Source organism: Endozoicomonas numazuensis, from assembly GCF_000722635.1.
Classification (GTDB): Bacteria; Pseudomonadota; Gammaproteobacteria; order Pseudomonadales; family Endozoicomonadaceae; genus Endozoicomonas_A; species Endozoicomonas_A numazuensis.
The window spans coordinates 455590-473848 of record NZ_JOKH01000002.1 but is presented as its reverse complement, the minus strand read 5'-3'; the positions used below and the strand labels follow the sequence as shown (position 1 = coordinate 473848).

The following is an 18259-nucleotide window of genomic DNA, read 5'->3' as shown; positions in this document are numbered from 1 at the left end:
TAAAATAAGGTCTGCTGTTTCATTTTTCTTTGCCGATTTTCTCAGCTTTCGTACTTTTTCAAGATAGAATCGTTTCTGCTGCTCCACTGCCAGAATAACAATAATGACCGATAATAAGGCATTGAAGGCAGGTGTGTTAGTGCCAAGGCAGGCCAGTGCCAGAGTAAAAGACATTATGCCAATGACCGTATTGAGAAAGCTGAACCACTGTTCAAGCTCATCAATAATGGCATCCAGATCCAGTCCATTGATTGCGATCGTTTCTTCAGACACTTTCATTCCGTTTCAGCACCTCAATTCGTTTTTGGGTATCGGGTGACAGAGTAATATGAAGGTTTTCCATAAAAGACTGAATGGTGTTTTCAACCTCAGCTTCGAGATTATCTTCGTCATTCACCAAGCTTTGATTACTGCCAGGGTTGAAGTAAAAGGTCAGCAGGTGATCGTCTGAAAGAGGGGTATGATATTTTTCGTACCAACCTCTATTACCCCTATAGGTTCTCTCTTTATACAAGTAATGGTCATTCACACAGATTCGATCAAGGTCATCGTTTGTGAGTGGGGTCTTGAAGTCAAACTCGTCAACTTTTTTCTTGCGTCGGCTAAGAATCCAGCTCCGGCAATCTTTTGGGTGCAGCATAGATCGAATGCTCCAGTTATGGGGTGCTCGGCGCTGTATGGATATGGAAATACTGCAACTCCCTACATGGCCTTCTCCCCAGAGCAGGTGATCATAGTAAGACCAGAAATTTTTAAAAATGTGTTTTGATAGACCCTCACCATCGGGCCACTCCTTGTAGTCTTCCTCATAAAGATCGACTTTCTCCGGCCAGTGTCGATTGGCAATCCTCACGCTCTTTGGCGGGTTTTTGAAACGAACTACAGTGCCGGAAATGTCGAGGGTACGCCAGGGAGCCTGATCAAAATGAGGGCTACCCACCAGCCGTTTTTTGGAGGCGAATAACCGTTTTAACCAAAGCAGCATCAGACATTCCCTCGTTTATAACCCACCAGTGCCAGAAAGCTTTGGGTTTGACTGCCATAGGTACGCTCTACATGACTGTTGAAGCGGGCTGTACTTTTAAAAGGGTGCATATGGGGATTAAGGCCAGCGTTGTCGAGCTTATTGGCGGTGATATTTCGCAGTGAGCGAAGCTTGTGAGTAAAGGCATAAAGGCCGTAGGCGGTTGAGGTTAGTCCTGCTGCCATTAACGTGTCAGAACTCATCGAACCTATCATCAGGCTGCCCGCCAGAAAACCATTGCTTAGAGCACCGGCAGAGCCACTAATGGCTTTGAACCGGTCATCCCTGGCCTGGTCTTTCAATTCTCCCAAACGATCCTGATAGCCTTCACCCAGAGATTCTATGGCTTGATACATGCGCTTCATACCCAAAACCCGATTATTCAAAGAGCTCCAGTCATGACCATTGTATTTGATAACATCGTCGTGAAACTGAATGCCATACCCACGCATTTTCTGAATCACTGAACCCAGCTGTTGTTTAGGTAGGCCTGCAATCAACACTTGGTGTTTATCCAATGTTTGTCCGTTCAATCGATCCAGGGCTTTTTCAAACAGTGAAAGGCCGTCGCCATGGATTACCCATTGGATTGTTTGGCCCTGGTTCTGGGTCTGCAGTAAGCCTCTGGCCAGTCGGTCGCAGGCAACAAAAATATTGGTGCGTTTTTGGGCGGGGGTTTTAAATCGTAAGCCGCGATACAGCAGAGGTTTAGGCTGGTAGAAGAAATCAAAGCCCTGAGCGTCGATATCGCCATAAGCTTTCTCCACCATTTCAGGGATTAATTCCTCAGCTGCTTGTTCGAATTTGTCAATTTTACCATTAATGGCTACTTTTTTGGTGGTTATCGAGCTGCCCGGCTTTTCATTAGTAGTCCATTTATCGTTATTATGTTGGACATGGTAGTACCCAGGCTCTCTAGCTCGTGCAAAGTCAGCAATATCAATATCTGTAATCCGGATACCGCCATAGGGGTCATCCGGAGACGATTGATGAATTTCGTAAGTCACCACCACATGGCCAATGACGTCCATATGTTTCTGGGCTTTACCGATACCGCTGTGGCTATTGATACCCCCGCCCCTGGATTTGTGCTGCTTGATACCGTGGATAACCAGTGAGCCTTTGCTGTCATGGTTGATGAGAGCGGAAAACTTGTTGGCTAGGCGGGCATCGATCAGAATACGCCTGCCACAACGGCCATCGGTATCCTGATCGAAAAGCAAAAAGCCACTATTGTAAGAATAAGACTGAATATTATGCTGACCTAGCAGCTTCCCTGTCTGACTGATACCCATAGAAATCCTTTTAACAGCATAATTTATCTATTTTTTTACTTTCAGGGAGTCTATCGAAAGGGTAGTGACGTTTAAAGTGCTTTTACTTAAGCATCCAAGATTAAAGCTTTCAAATTTCCTCTTAATCTTAACGGGCGTGGTTTATGAGTCTGTCCTTTAATCCGGACGATCTCTGGGTTTTCTGGCGAATGGCTTTGATCAGAATCTGCGGTGGTGCAAACAGATCCAGTCTGGATTTTGCACGGGTAATGCCTGTGTAAACCAGCTCACGGGTTAAAATCGGTGTCATTTGTTCTGGCAGCGCCATGACGGTATGGGGGAATTCAGATCCCTGACTTTTGTGAACAGTCATGGCGAAAACCGTCTGATGCTCAGGCAGTCGACTGGGCAGAAGATGTTTAAGGCTGCCGTCGGGTAATTCAAAGACTACTTTTAAACGGCCATTCTTATCTGGCAGAGTCAGGCCAATATCACCATTGTAAAGACCCAGATCGTGAGCATTACGGGTGATTAAAACCGGGCGTCCCGAGTACCATAAACCTTCTGAAGGGATCAGGTTTTTTCGAGCCAATGCCTGACGAATACGGTCATTCAACCCTTCCACCCCCAGGCGGCCTTCCCGTAATGCACAGAGCAGACGGAAACGGTTGAAGGCATGGAGTACCGATTTTTCATCACGCTGATTCTGAATAGCCTGAAGGTAGGGGCTATAGCCTTGCACGCAAAGCGACATAAGTTGCTGGTAGCTGTTCTCGTCCAGGGGGTGCAGGGCAATATCAGAAAAAGATTGTTGAAAAATGTGGGGTATCTGTTTGGCATCCCCTCGGTTGACGGCCTTGGCCAGTGTTCCAATGCCTGAACGAGCATCAAATCGGTAACTTTTCTGAAGCTGGCAGAAGCGATCATTAATGGGTTGGCTTTGTGATGTCGCCCAACCTTTAAAATTGAAGCCCGTCAATTGTTCCAGTGTGTCAGCCTGTTCCAGAGAAAAGCCACCTTCTGCGGCAGAGCAGATATCACCCAGTACGCTGCCCGCATCTACAGAGGCTAGCTGGTCCCTGTCGCCAAGAAGAATGATCTGGGTATGGTCAGGCAGTGCATCCAGTAAGTGCCGCATCAGAGGCAGGTCAACCATTGACGCTTCATCCACGACCAGAATGTCCAGATGCAGGGGGTTACTGGCGTTATGGCGAAACTCTGGCCTGTTGGGGATCACGCCCAGTAATCGGTGAATGGTGCCAGCCTGGCTGGGAATCAGATCACGGACATCTTCACCGCAGTGAAGATCAGACAGCGCACCTCCAATAGATTCGGTAAGGCGGGCAGAGGCTTTGCCTGTTGGAGCTACCAGCCGGATGTCGGGTATTTTGCCTTGATTCAAACCTTTCTCAACCAGCATGGCCAGCAGTCGTGTAACGGTTGTTGTTTTGCCCGTTCCGGGGCCACCACTGATGACGACTAAGGGTTGAGTGGCTGCCATGGATGCCGCTGTTTTCTGCCAGTTCAGGCAATATTGAGGAGGGATCAGCTGATCAAGCGAATGAAGATCGTCAGGCAGTCCGGCAGACGTTAGAGTCTGTATGCAGGCGCGCCAGTCAATGGCTTTCGTCAGTTCTATATCAAGCCACTTGATCAGGTATTCCTGCAGGACGTTGGCATCGCCAGTATCAGGGCGGTTCTCAAAAAGTGTGACATAGTTTCTTTGAAACAGTCGATCAAGAATCCTGCGGGTTTCCTGAAGGTCTTCTGATTTTGTACGTCCTTTCAGTAGCTGTTGGGCAACCCGGCATTCATGCTGCCAGTAGCGATAGAGATACAGTCTTTTACCGTCCAGAACCATCGGTGTGTTGGTTTCACCATCGCTGATGACGGGGCTGGAGAGTAATGAGCTGATCAACGGGCCTTCTGCCATACCATCAATATCAGCCAGAGTTCTGAGTTTATTACTCTCAGCCAGGCTCAATTCAAATAATGGGTCATGGTATAAATGATTCAGTTCCAGACAGAGGTTGCCTCGGCCCAGTTCATGGCTGATAAGAGCCGCCACAAGCACGACACAGGGCGTGTGATCGAGTTCATGAGTAAAGCGGGCAAACTGATAATCCAGAGGGCGAATCCGGCCTTGTTGGTACAGCTGTTTAATGGCCGTGATCATGAAGAAACTCCCGCTTGGGTAGAGGGTTCTTCACTCATTGCGGATTCTCCATAAAAAAGACGATCCAGTTTCTCTATCAGTGATTGCTTGGGGCGGCAATGGAAAATGCCCGTTTTTTCAGACTCATCTTTTCTGATGCCTCTGAGGAACAGATAGTAGACCCCGCCAAAATGCTGCTCAAAGTCATAGTCCGGTAGCCGGCTCTTCAGCAGTCGATGCAGTGCCAGTGAGTAAAGCTGATACTGAAGATCGTATCGGTGTTCAACCATCACTCTCTGCATGCTCTCATGGGTATAATCACTGAGCTGCTCACCCAGCCAGTTCGACTTGTAGTCCAGAACATACCAGCGGCCATCGTATTCAAAGGTCAAATCAATAAATCCCTTTAACATGCCCTTTACCGTCACAAAGTCGAGTAATCCTGCCTGAGCCGAAAGTCTGTCTTCAGATTTTAAAATTGCGTTCAATTCGCTGGATCTGAGCCTGCTAACCGGCAGGTAAAACTCCATCTCCACTTTTTTGGCATGACGGGGAAGATCTCCCAAAGTTAATCCATTGCTGTCGTTCAATGGTGCGTTCAGACAATGATCCAGCATGTTGGCCAGGGTAGGGCACCACTTTTCATCGAAGCCCTCTGCCTGCAATTGTTCAAGCACATAACCGGATAAATCCTGAGTGATGGCATTCAGTGTCTCTGATTCCAGATGCTCCAGATTTTCAAACAGAGCGTGCAAAAACGTTCCGGGACGAGCACCTTTTGGGAAGGTGAAAATATCGATAATTTCTGCGTCGGGCTGCAGCTCGGTATTGGAGGGATCTTCAGCCTCAGTCAGAACCTCCATGTCCAGGCCCGCTGTTTCCAGAGAGGCATCGGGCTCCTGAACCGTCCGGTGTCCCTGATTATGAGCAGTTCGGGACAGGGCCGAGTAACTGGTGACCCACCAGTCTCTTTGAATACTGCCCTTAAATTCTGAAGCTTCAAGCTGTAACGCTTCTTCGGGTTCGCTTTGAAAGACAGGGAGTTGATGGTCCTGAATCTGCTGTATATCGATGGCTGGATGACTTGCCGCCAGATTATTCAGTTTTTGTTCCAAAGTCGCAGAATCAAGAATGTCAGAGCCGTTGAGCAACCAGCCAATAGCCGTTCTGTGCAGATCGGTTTGATCATTCTTTCGGCCAGAGCCACTTTTGACAGGCGCCATGCCCAGGTAGCATCGATGAACAGAGCGTGTCAGGGCGACATAAAGCAATCGGATATCTTCGGCTAATCGTTCTTCATCGGCTTTAATCAGTGCCTCATCATCACCGGACAAGTCCAGAGTGGTGTGTTGACTGTCATGATAAACCGGCTCCCCGGCTTCTCTGAAGCTGCAGATAAATGGCAAAAAGACGACGGGGTATTCCAGCCCCTTGGACTTATGAATAGTGACGATTTGTACCCGGTTTCGTTCACTTTCCAGGTGCAGCTGCTGTTCATCGGCATGGGTGTCGGGTTTACGAATATGTTCAGACAGCCATCTCTGCAATGCATGAGGGCTTTCAAGTTCAAGGCTCGCGGCAGCCAACAGTTCTCCGACATGAAGCAGGTCGGTCAGGCGTCTTTCCCCGTTGTCTCTTGCCAGCAGCTGTTCGGCCAGCTTACGCTTTTGAACCAGTACTCTGAGCATGGGAAGGACGCCCTGTTTCATCCATATCTGGTGATACTCCGAAAATTCTTCAACAGCCTGTTCCCAGGCCATTTCATCTTCGTTCAGTGCATCCAGCATTTCGGCAGAGAGGTTTAACAGTGGCGTTGCGAGGGCAGATCTCAGGGTTCTGTCGTGACCAGGGTGCAGGCATGCCGTGAGTATTCTCAGAACATCCACGGCTTCATTAGACGCAAAAACAGAGTCACTACTGCTCAGGTAAACACTGGAAATACCCTGTTTTGACAAGGCTTCCCTGATCATTAGCCCTTGTCTTCCGGTTCTTACCAATATGGCAATATCACCGGCTTTTAAAGGCTCAATGCTCTCATCAGAGGGAACTGTAGACTGAATGGTGGCCTGAGCCTGACTGAGTAAACGATTGACTTCGCTGGCTGTCGCCTGGGTCATGGTTTGCTCATAGTCGGTCTTGCCAACAGCAGTTCCTTCATTATTCTGCCACCAGATAGACAGCGCCGGCACCTGAGAGCCCGCCTCTAACAGACTCTGGTGATCGGCCTTAGGTGAAGGTTTGACCGATAAAAAGGGAATGTCTCTATAAACAAAAGGAGGGCGACTTTCGTGATTGGGCTCCTGAAGGCATTGGTCAAAAACCCGGTTAACACTGTGTACCATATTACTGCTGGAGCGCCAGTTGGTGTCCAGCGAGTAGTGTGCCGACACCTGCCTTCTGGCTTGCATATAAGTAAAGATATCCGCACCACGGAACGCATAAATAGCCTGTTTGGGATCACCAATCATAAATAATCCGGATGTACGATCCGGGCTTGAGTGGTTGGGGTAGATCCGGTTGAAAATGGCATACTGCAGTGGGTCGGTATCCTGAAACTCATCAATCATGGCAACCGGAAACTGGAGTTGAAGCGTCTCAGCCAGTTGTTCGCCATGATCTTGATAAAGAGCGTGATGAAGCCGGATCAGAAGGTCATCAAAAGACATTTGGTGTTTCTGATTTTTGATGTAGAGCCTTCTCAGCTGAATGCTGGAAAGCGATCTTGCCAGCATCATGCTTTTAAAGGCGTCTTTAATGCTGGCAGGCTGATCCAGCAGGTTCTCGATCAGGGAGAAAACCGGATGATCGGGTAACACACCTTTTTTGGAAAGCGACTTTTCAAGACTTTCTCTGCCGTAGATTTCCCAGCTGTCATTACGCCCCAGATCTGGAAATAATGCGTCACTGTTGGCAAAAGCAGCCATATCGGCTATTCGTTTGAAGGGCTTACTGGTTTTTTTAAGCCCGCAGGATAGCAGTTGCTCTTCAATAGCGTAACGCTCGTCACGCCAAAGATTTCTTATGGATTGAGCCGGTTCAACATAGGATGAGGTAAACCGCTCAAGGGTGTCTGGCATGCTCCCTGTTTTAACTTGCAAGGCCGGTTTGCCCAGTAATCCTCGAATGTCATTCAATAAGTCGCCTGGCGTCTTCCAGACGGATCTGGCCAGTCTGGCCAGAGGTTTACTGAGTGGGTATAGCTCAGTCCGCCAAAAGTCAGCGGCAGCCTGTTCCAGTAAATGGGTTTCGTCCGTGATTAACTCGTTGGAAAACAAGGTGCCACTTTCAAAGGCATGTTGTTTCAGCATTCTCTGACAGAAGCCGTGTATCGTAAAAACGGCGGCTTCATCCATCTGACGTTCTGCTGCGAGAAGCAGTCGGGCTCTTTCAGGGTGCCGATCAAGGTCGTTCATCAGAGTGGCTATGAATGGATCATTTGTTTCTGCGTTTTCAAACGCTTCCCGTGCTTGATGAAGTCTGGCTCGAATACGATCCCTTAGTTCTTCAGTGGCTGCTTCAGTGAAGGTCACTACCAGAATCTGGTCTACTGTCAGAGGCTGGCAGTGGGCTGATACTACTTGATCATGTTCAGGGCCATGTCCCAACACCAGCCGGAGGAAAAGGTTGGCGATGGTGTAGGTTTTACCTGTGCCTGCACTGGCTTCGATCAATCGGTTTCCATGGAGCGGGAATATCCGGGCATCCAGCTGCAGCTGTTCGTTTGCTATGGACATTGGAGTGGTTACAGTCATTTCCGGCTTCCTTCCATCATGACTTCCATAGTCTTGCTCATGGGCTCAAGAATCAGACGACTCAGGTTTGTAAAGTCATCATAGATGGGATCGAGTTCAGGAAAAATTCGGTGGATATAGGGGTCCTCCGCCTCGCCATGATGCATATAGCCGCCGTAGAAGGCCGTTTCTGCGGCTTTACGTGCTTTCTCATCATCTTCGACTTTTTCCAGCCAGGCCTGGGATGTGCCGGGGAAGAAGGGCACAGGATTGGTCTGGCCCTGCAAATACAGTGCTACCAGGTCATCCAGATAGGTGATGGCCTGCTCAGCAGGTAGAGGTGTGAACAGGATCTCGCCATCCAGTCCCAGTAGTCGGGTATGGCCTGGTATGACTTTAGAGGTTCCCTGACAGGCGCAATATAAAAGGTGTTCTATCCAGGCGAACAGTTTGTCTCTGGCTTTCAGTTTGGCTGCCCGGTATCGCAGCAGTCCTGAATTCTGGCCAGGAAAGGCGTAGTGCTGTTTCAGCCAGCCTGTGACCTTGATACCAGCCAATGACAGGTTGACTTCCACGTCCTCAAGAGGGGCGAGGGTAGAGTCACGGAGCTTTTCTACCAGAGGGGAGACCGCGTTTTGTTGATCTTCAAGCAGTAACTCACCAAAGGCTCCGTGAGGTAATGTTCCGGTGGCGTTTAATTTCTCCTTGAAACTGTCCAGGCTGCTCTTTGCCATCAGGGTTTCCAGCAATGAGGTCTTTAGCCAGTAAGTATCCAGAGGGCCCATGGAAAAGGGCTCAGTATCTGACAGCAGGGTGTCTTCTTGCTCAAAGTAGACTTTCAGCCTTCGGTTGCAGAAATATTGACTGGGGTTTCGGAAAAAACGCAATAATTCAGGCACTTCGAGTGCTTCCGGCAATTCACGTTGTTTCAGCGTTGAGGTCAGAAAAGGTGTTGAGGTTTCAGTCTGCTTTCTGGCCGCAGGCAGCCACTCTTTGGCGTAACTGAACAGGCCACTTCCCGGATTGAAATTTTCCTGACTGAATGGCTGCAGTCGATGTTCGGTGATCAGACACTGTAAAGAGTTTTCATCCTGAAAAAACTGGCTGCAATATTCCTGCAGTTCGGTGACCAGTACCGAAGGTATACGTTCACTGTTGTCCTTAATGTTGCGGCCTGTGTAACTGATGTAAAACGTCTCTCGGGCAGACAGTAAAGCTTCAAGAAACAGGTATCGGTCGTCTTCACGTCGAGACCGGTCACCTCGTCTGGGTGTCTCAGTCATCAAGTCAAAGCCGGCTGGGGGAATGCTCCTGGGATAAGCACCATCATTCATGCCCAGCAGACACACGACTTTGAAGGGGATGGAGCGCATGGGCATCAGGGTGCAAAAATTAACACGACCCGAAAGGAATTTCTGGCTGCTTCGTTCACTGGTGAGTCGCTCTGTCAGGTAGTCCAGCAAAACCGGTCGGGACAACTCAGTGGTATACCCGGCATCACGCAATTGCTCGGTCAGGTGTTCCAGTGAACTTCTGACCAGCTTGAGAGCGTATTCATCTTCTTCGTCGGCTTCAAAGAAGTTATCCAGTATCTGATTGATGAACAGTGTCCAGCTTTCTATGGAGCGGGATTCATTGAGTTGCAGAATCAGCTCAGAAGCTTCTTCTATAAAGGCAGCGAGCTGACCGCTCAGGACGGCATTCATTCCCTGTGACGAGTCCAGTGGCAGTATGCCAGAAAAAAGACCATTCTCTTCCGGAAGGGCATAGCCCAGTAACATGCGCTTCAGACCAAACAGCCAGGAGTTGCTTTCTCTGGGGGGAACACCAAAACCGCTCTGGTGCTCGGGGCTCAGACCCCAGCGAATTCCCGACTCATCAATCCAGCGGCGCAACAGCTCAAAGCCCTTTTCATCGATCTTGAATCGCCTTTGTATAGCCGGGATTTCAAGAAGCTCGAGCATTTCCTGAGCGCCACAACGCTGATTATCCAGGTCCAGAAGCTGTAACAGTCCTTTTAAAAGTGGGAATTCCTGACTGGCACTGCGGTCAGAAATGGCAAAAGGAATATAGCGTGGATCGCTGTGATGCTCGGGAAGACCGCCAAAAACAGCGTGAATCCATGGGCTGTATTGATCCACGTCAGGCAACATGACCACCACATCTCTGGGTGTGAGGTCCGGGTTCATTTCAAACAGCTTTAACAGTTGATCATGCAGTACTTCCACTTCTCTCAGAGCACTGTGGCAATTATGAAACACCAGTGAATGGTCTGCAGAGTCGACAGTGGCAGGACTTTGCTGGCTCCTGTCCGTGAGATCAAGAATATCTTTCTGAATACGATGCAGCAGCGAATCTTCCTGGCCTTCGACAAAGGCAACAATTTCTGTGGCGTCCAGACCATGAAGTTGATGCATGTAGTCTCTGCCCAGTTTGCCCATAGAGGCCAGTAAAGCGTTACTGCTTTCAAGGGACAGAGGGTCTTCAACTGCCGGTTCGAACAGATCGTCCTGTTGGGGTGAACTCTTTTCCAAAAGAGTGGGGGCTGCCTGTTTACTGATCTGCTTGCTAAAGAGCCGGGCTGCCAGCCTGGCCAGGTATTTGGGGTCTTTCTCATCTCCCCAATAATACTGACAGGGGTTGCACACCATCAGGTGGACTTCAGTTTGCTGCCCCAAAGCTTTCAGGGTTTCTACAAAGTGGGGAGGGAGTGCAGAGATTCCGAAGACAAAAAGCCGGCGGGGCAGTCGCTGCTGGTGAGCGCCATTCTCCAGTTCATTCAGAAAACTCTGGTGCATATTGGCTCGGTGCCAGTGGGATTGACCGGCTTCAGCCGTTCTGGCAACCAGTGCCCGCCAGAGCATGGGCTGCCAGAGCTGATCTCTTGCGGTTTCGTCTTTTCCCTGTTCCCAGTCAGCCATCCACTCAGGACGATAGACCAGGTATTGATCGAAAATATCGGCGACCTTACCGGCCAGCTGGTAGCAACGCACAGTATCGTTGTCATCGGCCAGATAATGTCGTAGAGCCTGAAAGGCTTCCTGATCCAGCATTTCTGGCAACAATGACATCAGCTTCCAGGTCATGGCCTCCTTGTTAAATGCCGAACGCCTGGGCACTTCCGGTAGAACCTTGACAAACATATCCCAAAGGAAGCTGGCCGGCAGGGGGAAATTGAGCGACGCTGCAATGCCCATGGATTCTGCCAGAGCCTGCCGAAGCCACTGTGCCATGCCCGGGCTCTGAACAAGAATCTGCTCGTCTTCCAAAGGATTGGGAAGTGGATCCCGTTGTATTCGGTCAATCAGCAGGTCTTTGAGCAGGTCAAGCTGGTTAGAGTGATAAATGGTGAACACGAAAGGAGAATCAGCCTGTATCAATGATGATTCTAACTGTTAATGCTCAAGCGAGGGATGTCAACAGAAATGAGGGTTACGACAGGCCCTGAGACAAAAAAGATAATAATTTATACCCATTTCCACACATGTGATGAGGACTGACCTGTCCTGTTAGCTACGCTCTTCCGTGTCTGTGCAGGGCATTCATGAGGTTTTTGTGCTTCTTTTTCTTTTGGTCTGGATTGCTGCTTTTGCTGTTATATTGGCTGACAATTTCTTTCTCTGCGGCTTTCAGGCTGGCTTCATTGGGTTTGATTCTTTGCAGATAACGCCGACCTGCGCCATCCTTGATGTTCAGTTTTCCTCGCAGAGCGGCCATTTTGTCCATCAGGTTCTGAGCCTCTAGAATACTGCTCTTGCTCTCATCGAGGCTTTGCTGGGATTGTTTTTCGATATCCATTATTTATCCAGAATGGGGGTTCCTTTACTTATTCTAGGTTCTTGTGTGTGAAATTGCGTATTTCCCTCAGTGGCATACCTGATGATTCAGGGTAAAATGCCCGTGCTAAGCCTTGTATAGATCCAGAACGAGCTCTTATGTCATACGCTCTAAACAGCCTTGAGCGTGAAAACAGTCCTGAACCGGAGAAAGCCCTGACAGCTTCCGGTCATGAGTCTGTTTTCACAATAAAAAGAAAACGTGGCCTGATTTTCTTCTTCTTTAGCCTGCTTTTTTTCTGGGCTTTGTCTCTGTCTTTGTCTACATGGGCTGAAGACACAAAGCCCAAGTCCGGTGCCAATTACTACAAGCCTTTAAAGATTGCCTATACCCAGGATTCATTGCCCTGGACGTTCACCAATGATGCTGGTGAGCCCGACGGCTTGATTCTGGATCTTTGGCGGGAGTGGTCAGACCAGGTGGGCGTGCCCGTCCAGTTCTATCCGATGGCACGCAAGCAGGCTATCGACCGCCTCAAAAAGAATGAAATCGATGTGGTCGCTTTGCTGGGGCCTGCAGACGAGGTGGTTGAAAAAGGGGTTCTGACCCGTGAAATCCTTCAGAGTCAAAGGGCTCTGTTTATCCGTAACGATATTTCATCAAAGCCAATTGGTGAGCTGCTCTCAGAAAATCAGATTGCCATTCTCGGTAAAGGGTCTCTTAAAGATAAAATCGTCAAGCTATTGCCTGGTGTCAGTCTGAAGGAGTATGACAACCAGCGGCTGATGATTGATGACATCGCTTCCAAGAAGGTTAAGCTGTTTGCCGGCAATGCTGATGTACTGGGCTATTACCTCGAAAGCAGGGGGATCAGTTCTGACTACTCGCCTTATGAATCTCCGCTAGATCCAACGGTTTCGCTGGTTGCCGGAGTGAACAGCAAACGTTCAGCTCTGGGTTCTTTGATCGAAAGCGGTATGGAAATGATACCGGAAGATCGAAAGAGTCGGGTGTTCGAACGCTGGCTGGGACACGGCAGAAATACCTCGGGCAAGCTGGTGGTTGCCTTGGAAACGGCATCGGCCCCCCTGTCTTTTGTGAATGCTTTGGGTAAACCGGCCGGCATGTACGTGGATGTCTGGCAGAAGTGGTCTGAGAAAACCGGGACATCTATCCGCTTCAGAATGGGGGACAGAGCTGAGACCATTCAAGCACTGAAGAGTGGCAAAGCCGATATTCTCGGCAGTATTTCTCCCTCCCGTGCCCGAAGCGAATGGATGCGAATGTCCAATCCTTTTTATGGCATCAACTCCCGAATTTACTACCGAAGCAGCCAGTCTTTGAATGATCTGGGCACTGAACTGGAAGGCAGAAAGCTGGGAGTAGTGACCGATTCGAGTCACGAAGAGTTTGTGAACAAGTGGCTTCCGGGCGTCATGCTGGTCACCCGTAATAATGTTACCGAGCTGATTCAAAGTCTCTTTAAAGGCGATGTTGACGCATTCATGGGTGAGCCTGTGGTGGTCGAATCTGCCTTGGGTGTTCTGGGGTTGATTGGAGAAGTCAGCAGCAGTAAATACTTCAATATGAATGAGGCGATTGGGGCTGGCGTCGCTGCAGATAGAAGTAATGACCTGGTCACTCTGGTGAACAAAGGGCTGGGGGATATCTCACCGGAAGAGTACCGAACCATTGAAGAAAGCTGGATTGTAAACAGTGACAACCGGTACTTTGGCAAGGGAGTCACCAACGTCAATCTGACAGAAGAGGAACGCCGCTGGCTGGGCCTTAATCATATTATTCGGATTGATGTGCAGACGGATAACCCTCCGTTTCTTTTTCAGGATGAAGAGGGGAATTATCAGGGCATTGCCATCGATTATATCCGTCTTCTGGAGAATCGCCTGGGCGTCACCTTCAGCCTTAACCCTTCCAAAATCTGGACTGAGTCACTGGGGCGATCTTATCGGCATGAAACCGATGTGTTGGGCATGGTACAGAAGACCGATGAACGCAGCCGTTATCTGGACTTTACCAGCCCGCTGTTTAAAGTTCCGTCGGTCATTTTGGCCAGAACCTCCGATAAAACCATTGAAAATATTCGTGACCTGAGGGGACGAAACGTCGGTTATGTACCGGGCAGTGCTTCTTTAGAATATTTCAGGGCGAAAAACCCGGGTATCCATTTCAAGCCGGTACCCAGTTTGAGCAGCGGTATCAACCGGGTTTCCAGCGGTGCTCTGGACGCAGTTATTGCCAATATTGCGGCTTCCAGCTTTGAGCTTGACCGTCTTAAAGTGACCAATCTTCATGTGGTCGGCGAGGCCGGTTTTGAATATGAATATGCCCTTGGCAGTCGCAACGACTGGCCTATGCTTGGCTCCATCCTTCAGAAAACAGTAGACAGCCTGAGTGAGGCTGAAAAAAGTCAGATTAACAGTCGCTGGGTGTCGATTACCGAGTTGAGCTGGCAGCCTAATAAAGAGTTGTTCATCGGGCTTTTGCTGGTTCTGGTAACGTTGATTCTGATCATTTACTGGAACCGAAGGCTGACTCTGGAAATCGGTGAACGTGAGCGAGCTGAAGAAGAGTTGAAAGCCCGCTCAGACCTGGACCGACTGCTCAGTGATATTTCCAGAAAATTCATGAATAAGCCGCTTGAGGAAGCTGTTCAGTACTTCCTTCGTAAGCTGGCCGTCTTTATGAGTTATGACGTGGCTCTGGTCTATTCAAGGGTGGAAGGACATTCTGCCATTGAGCACTGCTGGTCCAACCAGGAATCGGTTGAAGTCGGCGATCTGAATGAGCTGCTCAGGGATGTATTGATGCAGGAAAACCCGGCTTCAGAAGAAGGGATTGCTGCACTGAACCTGCAGGTTGATGCTGGTCTGTTAGCAAGCCGTCAGTCATTAGCCAGTCTTTGCCGGGAAGGGGTCGTGACCGGTATTCATGTCGCAATGTCTTTATTTGGTGAAGAAATTGGTGGCGTGGTCTTTCTCAACCGTCGGACCGAAGACGAGTTGTTGAGTGATGAGATGGATCTCCTGCGAAGAGCCAGTGAGCTGGTGGCAGTTGCTCGTTCACGACAGTTGTCTGAAGATGCCCTCCGATCCAGTGAAGAGCGTTATCAACTGGCAATGGATGCCGCTTCCGATGGTCTCTGGGACTGGGATGTGGCCAATGAACGCATCTACTTCAGTCCCAGATACCAAAGTATGCTGGGCTACGAAGCAGGGGAGCTGGTGAATACACCGGGAGCCTGGCGGCGACTGATCCACTCCGATGACAAGATTGACACGGTTGATTTCTTTAATGACCAGTTTGCCTATTCGGATGAAGCCTTCGTCTATGAGTATCGAATGAGACGAAAAGACGGCAGCTATGCCACCGTCAGGAATAAGGGCAAGGTCGTTTTCAGGGACAGTCGTGGTCACCCGCTGCGTGCGGTAGGCATCATGGTGGATATCACTGAGCAGAAGGAGCGCGAGCGTGAGCTTTCCATGGCGCGCTTTACTCTGGACAGAGCCGCTGACCACATTCACTGGTTCCGTCATGACGGTAGTCATAAATATGTTAACGAATCTGCCAGCCGTGCCCTGGGTTACAGCACCGACCAGGTGATGGAACTCAGTATTATGGATATTAATCCGGCGGTAACAGAAACCTCCTGGGAGCGACTCTGGGATCAACTGACTATGCGTAAGGCCATGACCTATGAAACCTTGCGCAAAACCCATGATGGCCGGGTTTTTCCGGTTGAAATCACGGCCAACTACATGGAGTACGAAGGAGAAGGTTATCTGTTTGCAACGGGTCGGGACATTACTGATCGCAAGCATGCAGAGGAAACACTTCACAAAGCCAAGGAAGCTGCAGATCAGGCCAATCAGGCCAAGAGTAACTTCCTGGCGAACATGAGCCATGAAATCCGTACCCCGATGAATGCCATTATTGGTCTGAGTCATCTGGTTTTACAGACGGCTATGTCCAACAAGCAGCAGGATTATGTCACCAAGATTCAGTCCTCTGCCCATGCCTTGCTGGGAATTATCAATGACATCCTTGATTTCTCAAGAATTGAAGCTGGCAAGCTCAATATGGAAACCATTGATTTTGACCTGGGCGATGTTTTTGACAATGTCTATGACATTACAAATGTCAGGGCAGAAGAGAAAGGGATTGAGCTTAATTATGATATTGCGCCGGATGTTCCCCGCCACCTTCAGGGAGACCCATTGCGCCTCGGACAGGTATTGATCAATCTGACCCACAACGCCGTGAAGTTTACCCATGATGGTGCTGTCCGGATATCGGTCAAGCTGTTATCGCTTAACTCGAAAACAGCCAGAATCTGTTTTGAAGTGCAAGATACCGGGATAGGGATCAGCCCTGAGCATCAGGCCAGATTATTTGAATCATTCTCTCAGGTGGATGGATCAACCACCCGCAAATTTGGCGGTACGGGTCTTGGGCTGGCAATCTGCCGCAGTCTGGTCAATATGATGAGCGGTGACATTGAAGTAGAGTCTGAAATTGATCGCGGCAGTACCTTCCGTTTTGACGTTGAACTGGGGCTGGGAGAATCCATTGGCCTGACAGATCAGGCTCTGGCAGGTACCAGGGTGTTGATTGTTGATGACACCGAAGAAGCACGACAGATACTGGTTAGTCAGCTGAATAGTTTTGGCTGTGAAACGTTGGAAGCCGAAGACAGCGAAACCGCTTTGAGAATTCTGAAAAAGAATAATCTTGATTCAGACAACCCGGTTGCTGTGACCCTCCTGGATTGGAGAATGCCAGATACGGACGGTATTGAACTGGCAGACCAGATCAGATCACTTAACCTGGCGCCCATGCCTGCATTAATCATGGTCTCAGCCTATGGTCGTGAAGAAGTAATGGCCAGGGCTTCGGGTCGGGTGGATGCTTTCCTGATTAAACCGGCTAGCAGTTCTGTGCTAATTGAAACGATTCTCCGGACGCTGGACTACAAAAGCACTGGAGGAAGCAGTAAAGGTGTGGACAGTATTGCCAAAAAAGAGACGTTTAATGGCGATATCCTGCTGGTGGAAGATAATGAAATTAACCAGCAGGTTGCACGGGAACTACTGGAAGGAATGGGCTTGACAGTGACGCTGGCAGATAATGGTCAGGAAGCTGTCGATATTCTGGAGTCCCGCACCTTCGATCTGGTCTTTATGGATATCCAGATGCCTCAGATGGATGGCTACCAAGCGACACGAGTCATACGACGTAATCTTGGTAATAATGACTTGCCGATTATTGCTATGACCGCTCACGCCATGACGGGTGACCGTGAACGTTGCCTGCAGGTAGGTATGAATGATCATATCTCCAAACCATTGAATCCCTCTGAACTGCAAGAGATGGTGGGTCGTTGGTTGGATGTGCAGGGAGAAGGCAGGTCAGTGGAATTATTGCCTGCCAGGAGCGAAGAACCACTGGAGTTTTCAGAAGATCTTGAACAGCTGGAAGGGATCCATTTCCATAACGGTCTTAGTCGAGTGAGAGGGAATATTGGTCTGTACCGACAACTGCTGGTGAATTTCTATCTGGATCAGAAAGGAGATTTACAAAAGCTGTTTGACTGTCTTGATAAGCGTGACTGGCAAGGTTCCCGCTTTGTTGTTCATGGCGTCAAAGGGGCTGGTGGCAGTCTGGGAGCAGAACAATTGCAGATCACGGCGGCCCGACTGGAGGCCGCTCTGAGAACTCAGGACGAGTTACCTTCAAAAGAGCTGGTAGATAGCTTTGAGCATGCTTTCAACGAGGTGATGGAGAGTTTGAAACACCTCGTTGAAAAAGATACAGAAGAAGAGCTGATCGGTGAGGGCATGGTTGAGACAGAGCGCTTGTCTTATCTCATGAGTGCAATGATTACCCAGCTTCAGGAAGGTGATGTTTCCGCTACCGAGTCATTATCAGAACTGGTGGGTGGACTGGCAGGCAAAGCTGAAAAACAAAAACTGGAAGGACTTCAGAGGAGTATGAGGTCCTATGATTTTGAAGAGGCCGAGCGGATTCTTGAAGATATTCAGTCAGAAGTAGAGCTTTAAGTAGAGAGCTTTCAGTCTAAAGAAGAACGGAGGAGTCTACTCCGTTCATTCTGAGCCTGTCGAAGGATGTAGGTAATGCACTTCGACAAGCTCAGTGCGAACGGAATCCGGTTGAAAATCGGGAAGTTATTTTGGGACAAATCCGGTTCTCGTTCCCACGCTCCAGCGTGGGAATGCATACGTGTGCCGAGCATGTCACACAGCTTGGGGGTGAAAGTCCC

At 49.3% G+C, this 18259-nt stretch carries 8 protein-coding genes; 1 reads left to right on the top strand and 7 read right to left on the bottom strand.

The annotated features are described in order from the left end of the window. From GZ78_RS29410 to GZ78_RS09410, 7 genes are all read right to left on the bottom strand, one after another. Nucleotides 1–273: hypothetical protein (locus tag GZ78_RS29410; protein WP_201772691.1), on the bottom strand; the 273-nt coding region annotated here is incomplete at its 3' end. Then, nucleotides 266–985 carry a hypothetical protein gene (locus tag GZ78_RS09435; RefSeq protein WP_034834998.1) on the bottom strand — a complete coding sequence of 240 codons (720 nt, stop codon included), beginning with the start codon at nucleotides 983–985 and terminating at the stop codon, nucleotides 266–268. The genes GZ78_RS09435 and GZ78_RS29410, both read right to left, overlap by 8 nt. After that, nucleotides 985–2319 carry a hypothetical protein gene (locus GZ78_RS09430; protein ID WP_034834996.1) on the bottom strand — a complete coding sequence of 445 codons (1335 nt, stop codon included), beginning with the start codon at nucleotides 2317–2319 and terminating at the stop codon, nucleotides 985–987. The genes GZ78_RS09435 and GZ78_RS09430 overlap by 1 nt, the downstream gene beginning before the upstream one ends. A gap of 127 nt (nucleotides 2320–2446) precedes the next feature. Continuing rightward, nucleotides 2447–4474 carry an exodeoxyribonuclease V subunit alpha gene (gene recD / locus GZ78_RS09425; protein WP_034834994.1) on the bottom strand — a complete coding sequence of 676 codons (2028 nt, stop codon included), beginning with the start codon at nucleotides 4472–4474 and terminating at the stop codon, nucleotides 2447–2449. Further along, nucleotides 4471–8205, bottom strand: coding sequence for an exodeoxyribonuclease V subunit beta (gene recB / locus GZ78_RS09420; protein WP_051786001.1), 3735 nt, complete (start codon nucleotides 8203–8205; stop codon nucleotides 4471–4473). Before recB ends, recD begins: the two co-directional genes overlap by 4 nt. Next, nucleotides 8202–11540 (bottom strand): exodeoxyribonuclease V subunit gamma, encoded by a 3339-nt coding sequence (gene recC / locus GZ78_RS09415; protein WP_034834992.1) that lies wholly within the window; start codon nucleotides 11538–11540, stop codon nucleotides 8202–8204. The genes recB and recC overlap by 4 nt, the downstream gene beginning before the upstream one ends. Before the next feature lie 157 nt (nucleotides 11541–11697). Continuing rightward, nucleotides 11698–11982 carry a hypothetical protein gene (locus GZ78_RS09410; protein WP_034834990.1) on the bottom strand — a complete coding sequence of 95 codons (285 nt, stop codon included), beginning with the start codon at nucleotides 11980–11982 and terminating at the stop codon, nucleotides 11698–11700. Between the two features lie 137 nt (nucleotides 11983–12119). Here GZ78_RS09410 and GZ78_RS27335 point away from each other — a divergent pair, with 137 nt between their 5' ends. Then, nucleotides 12120–18038 carry a transporter substrate-binding domain-containing protein gene (locus GZ78_RS27335; protein WP_051786000.1) on the top strand — a complete coding sequence of 1973 codons (5919 nt, stop codon included), beginning with the start codon at nucleotides 12120–12122 and terminating at the stop codon, nucleotides 18036–18038. The last annotated feature ends 221 nt before the right edge of the window (nucleotides 18039–18259 follow it).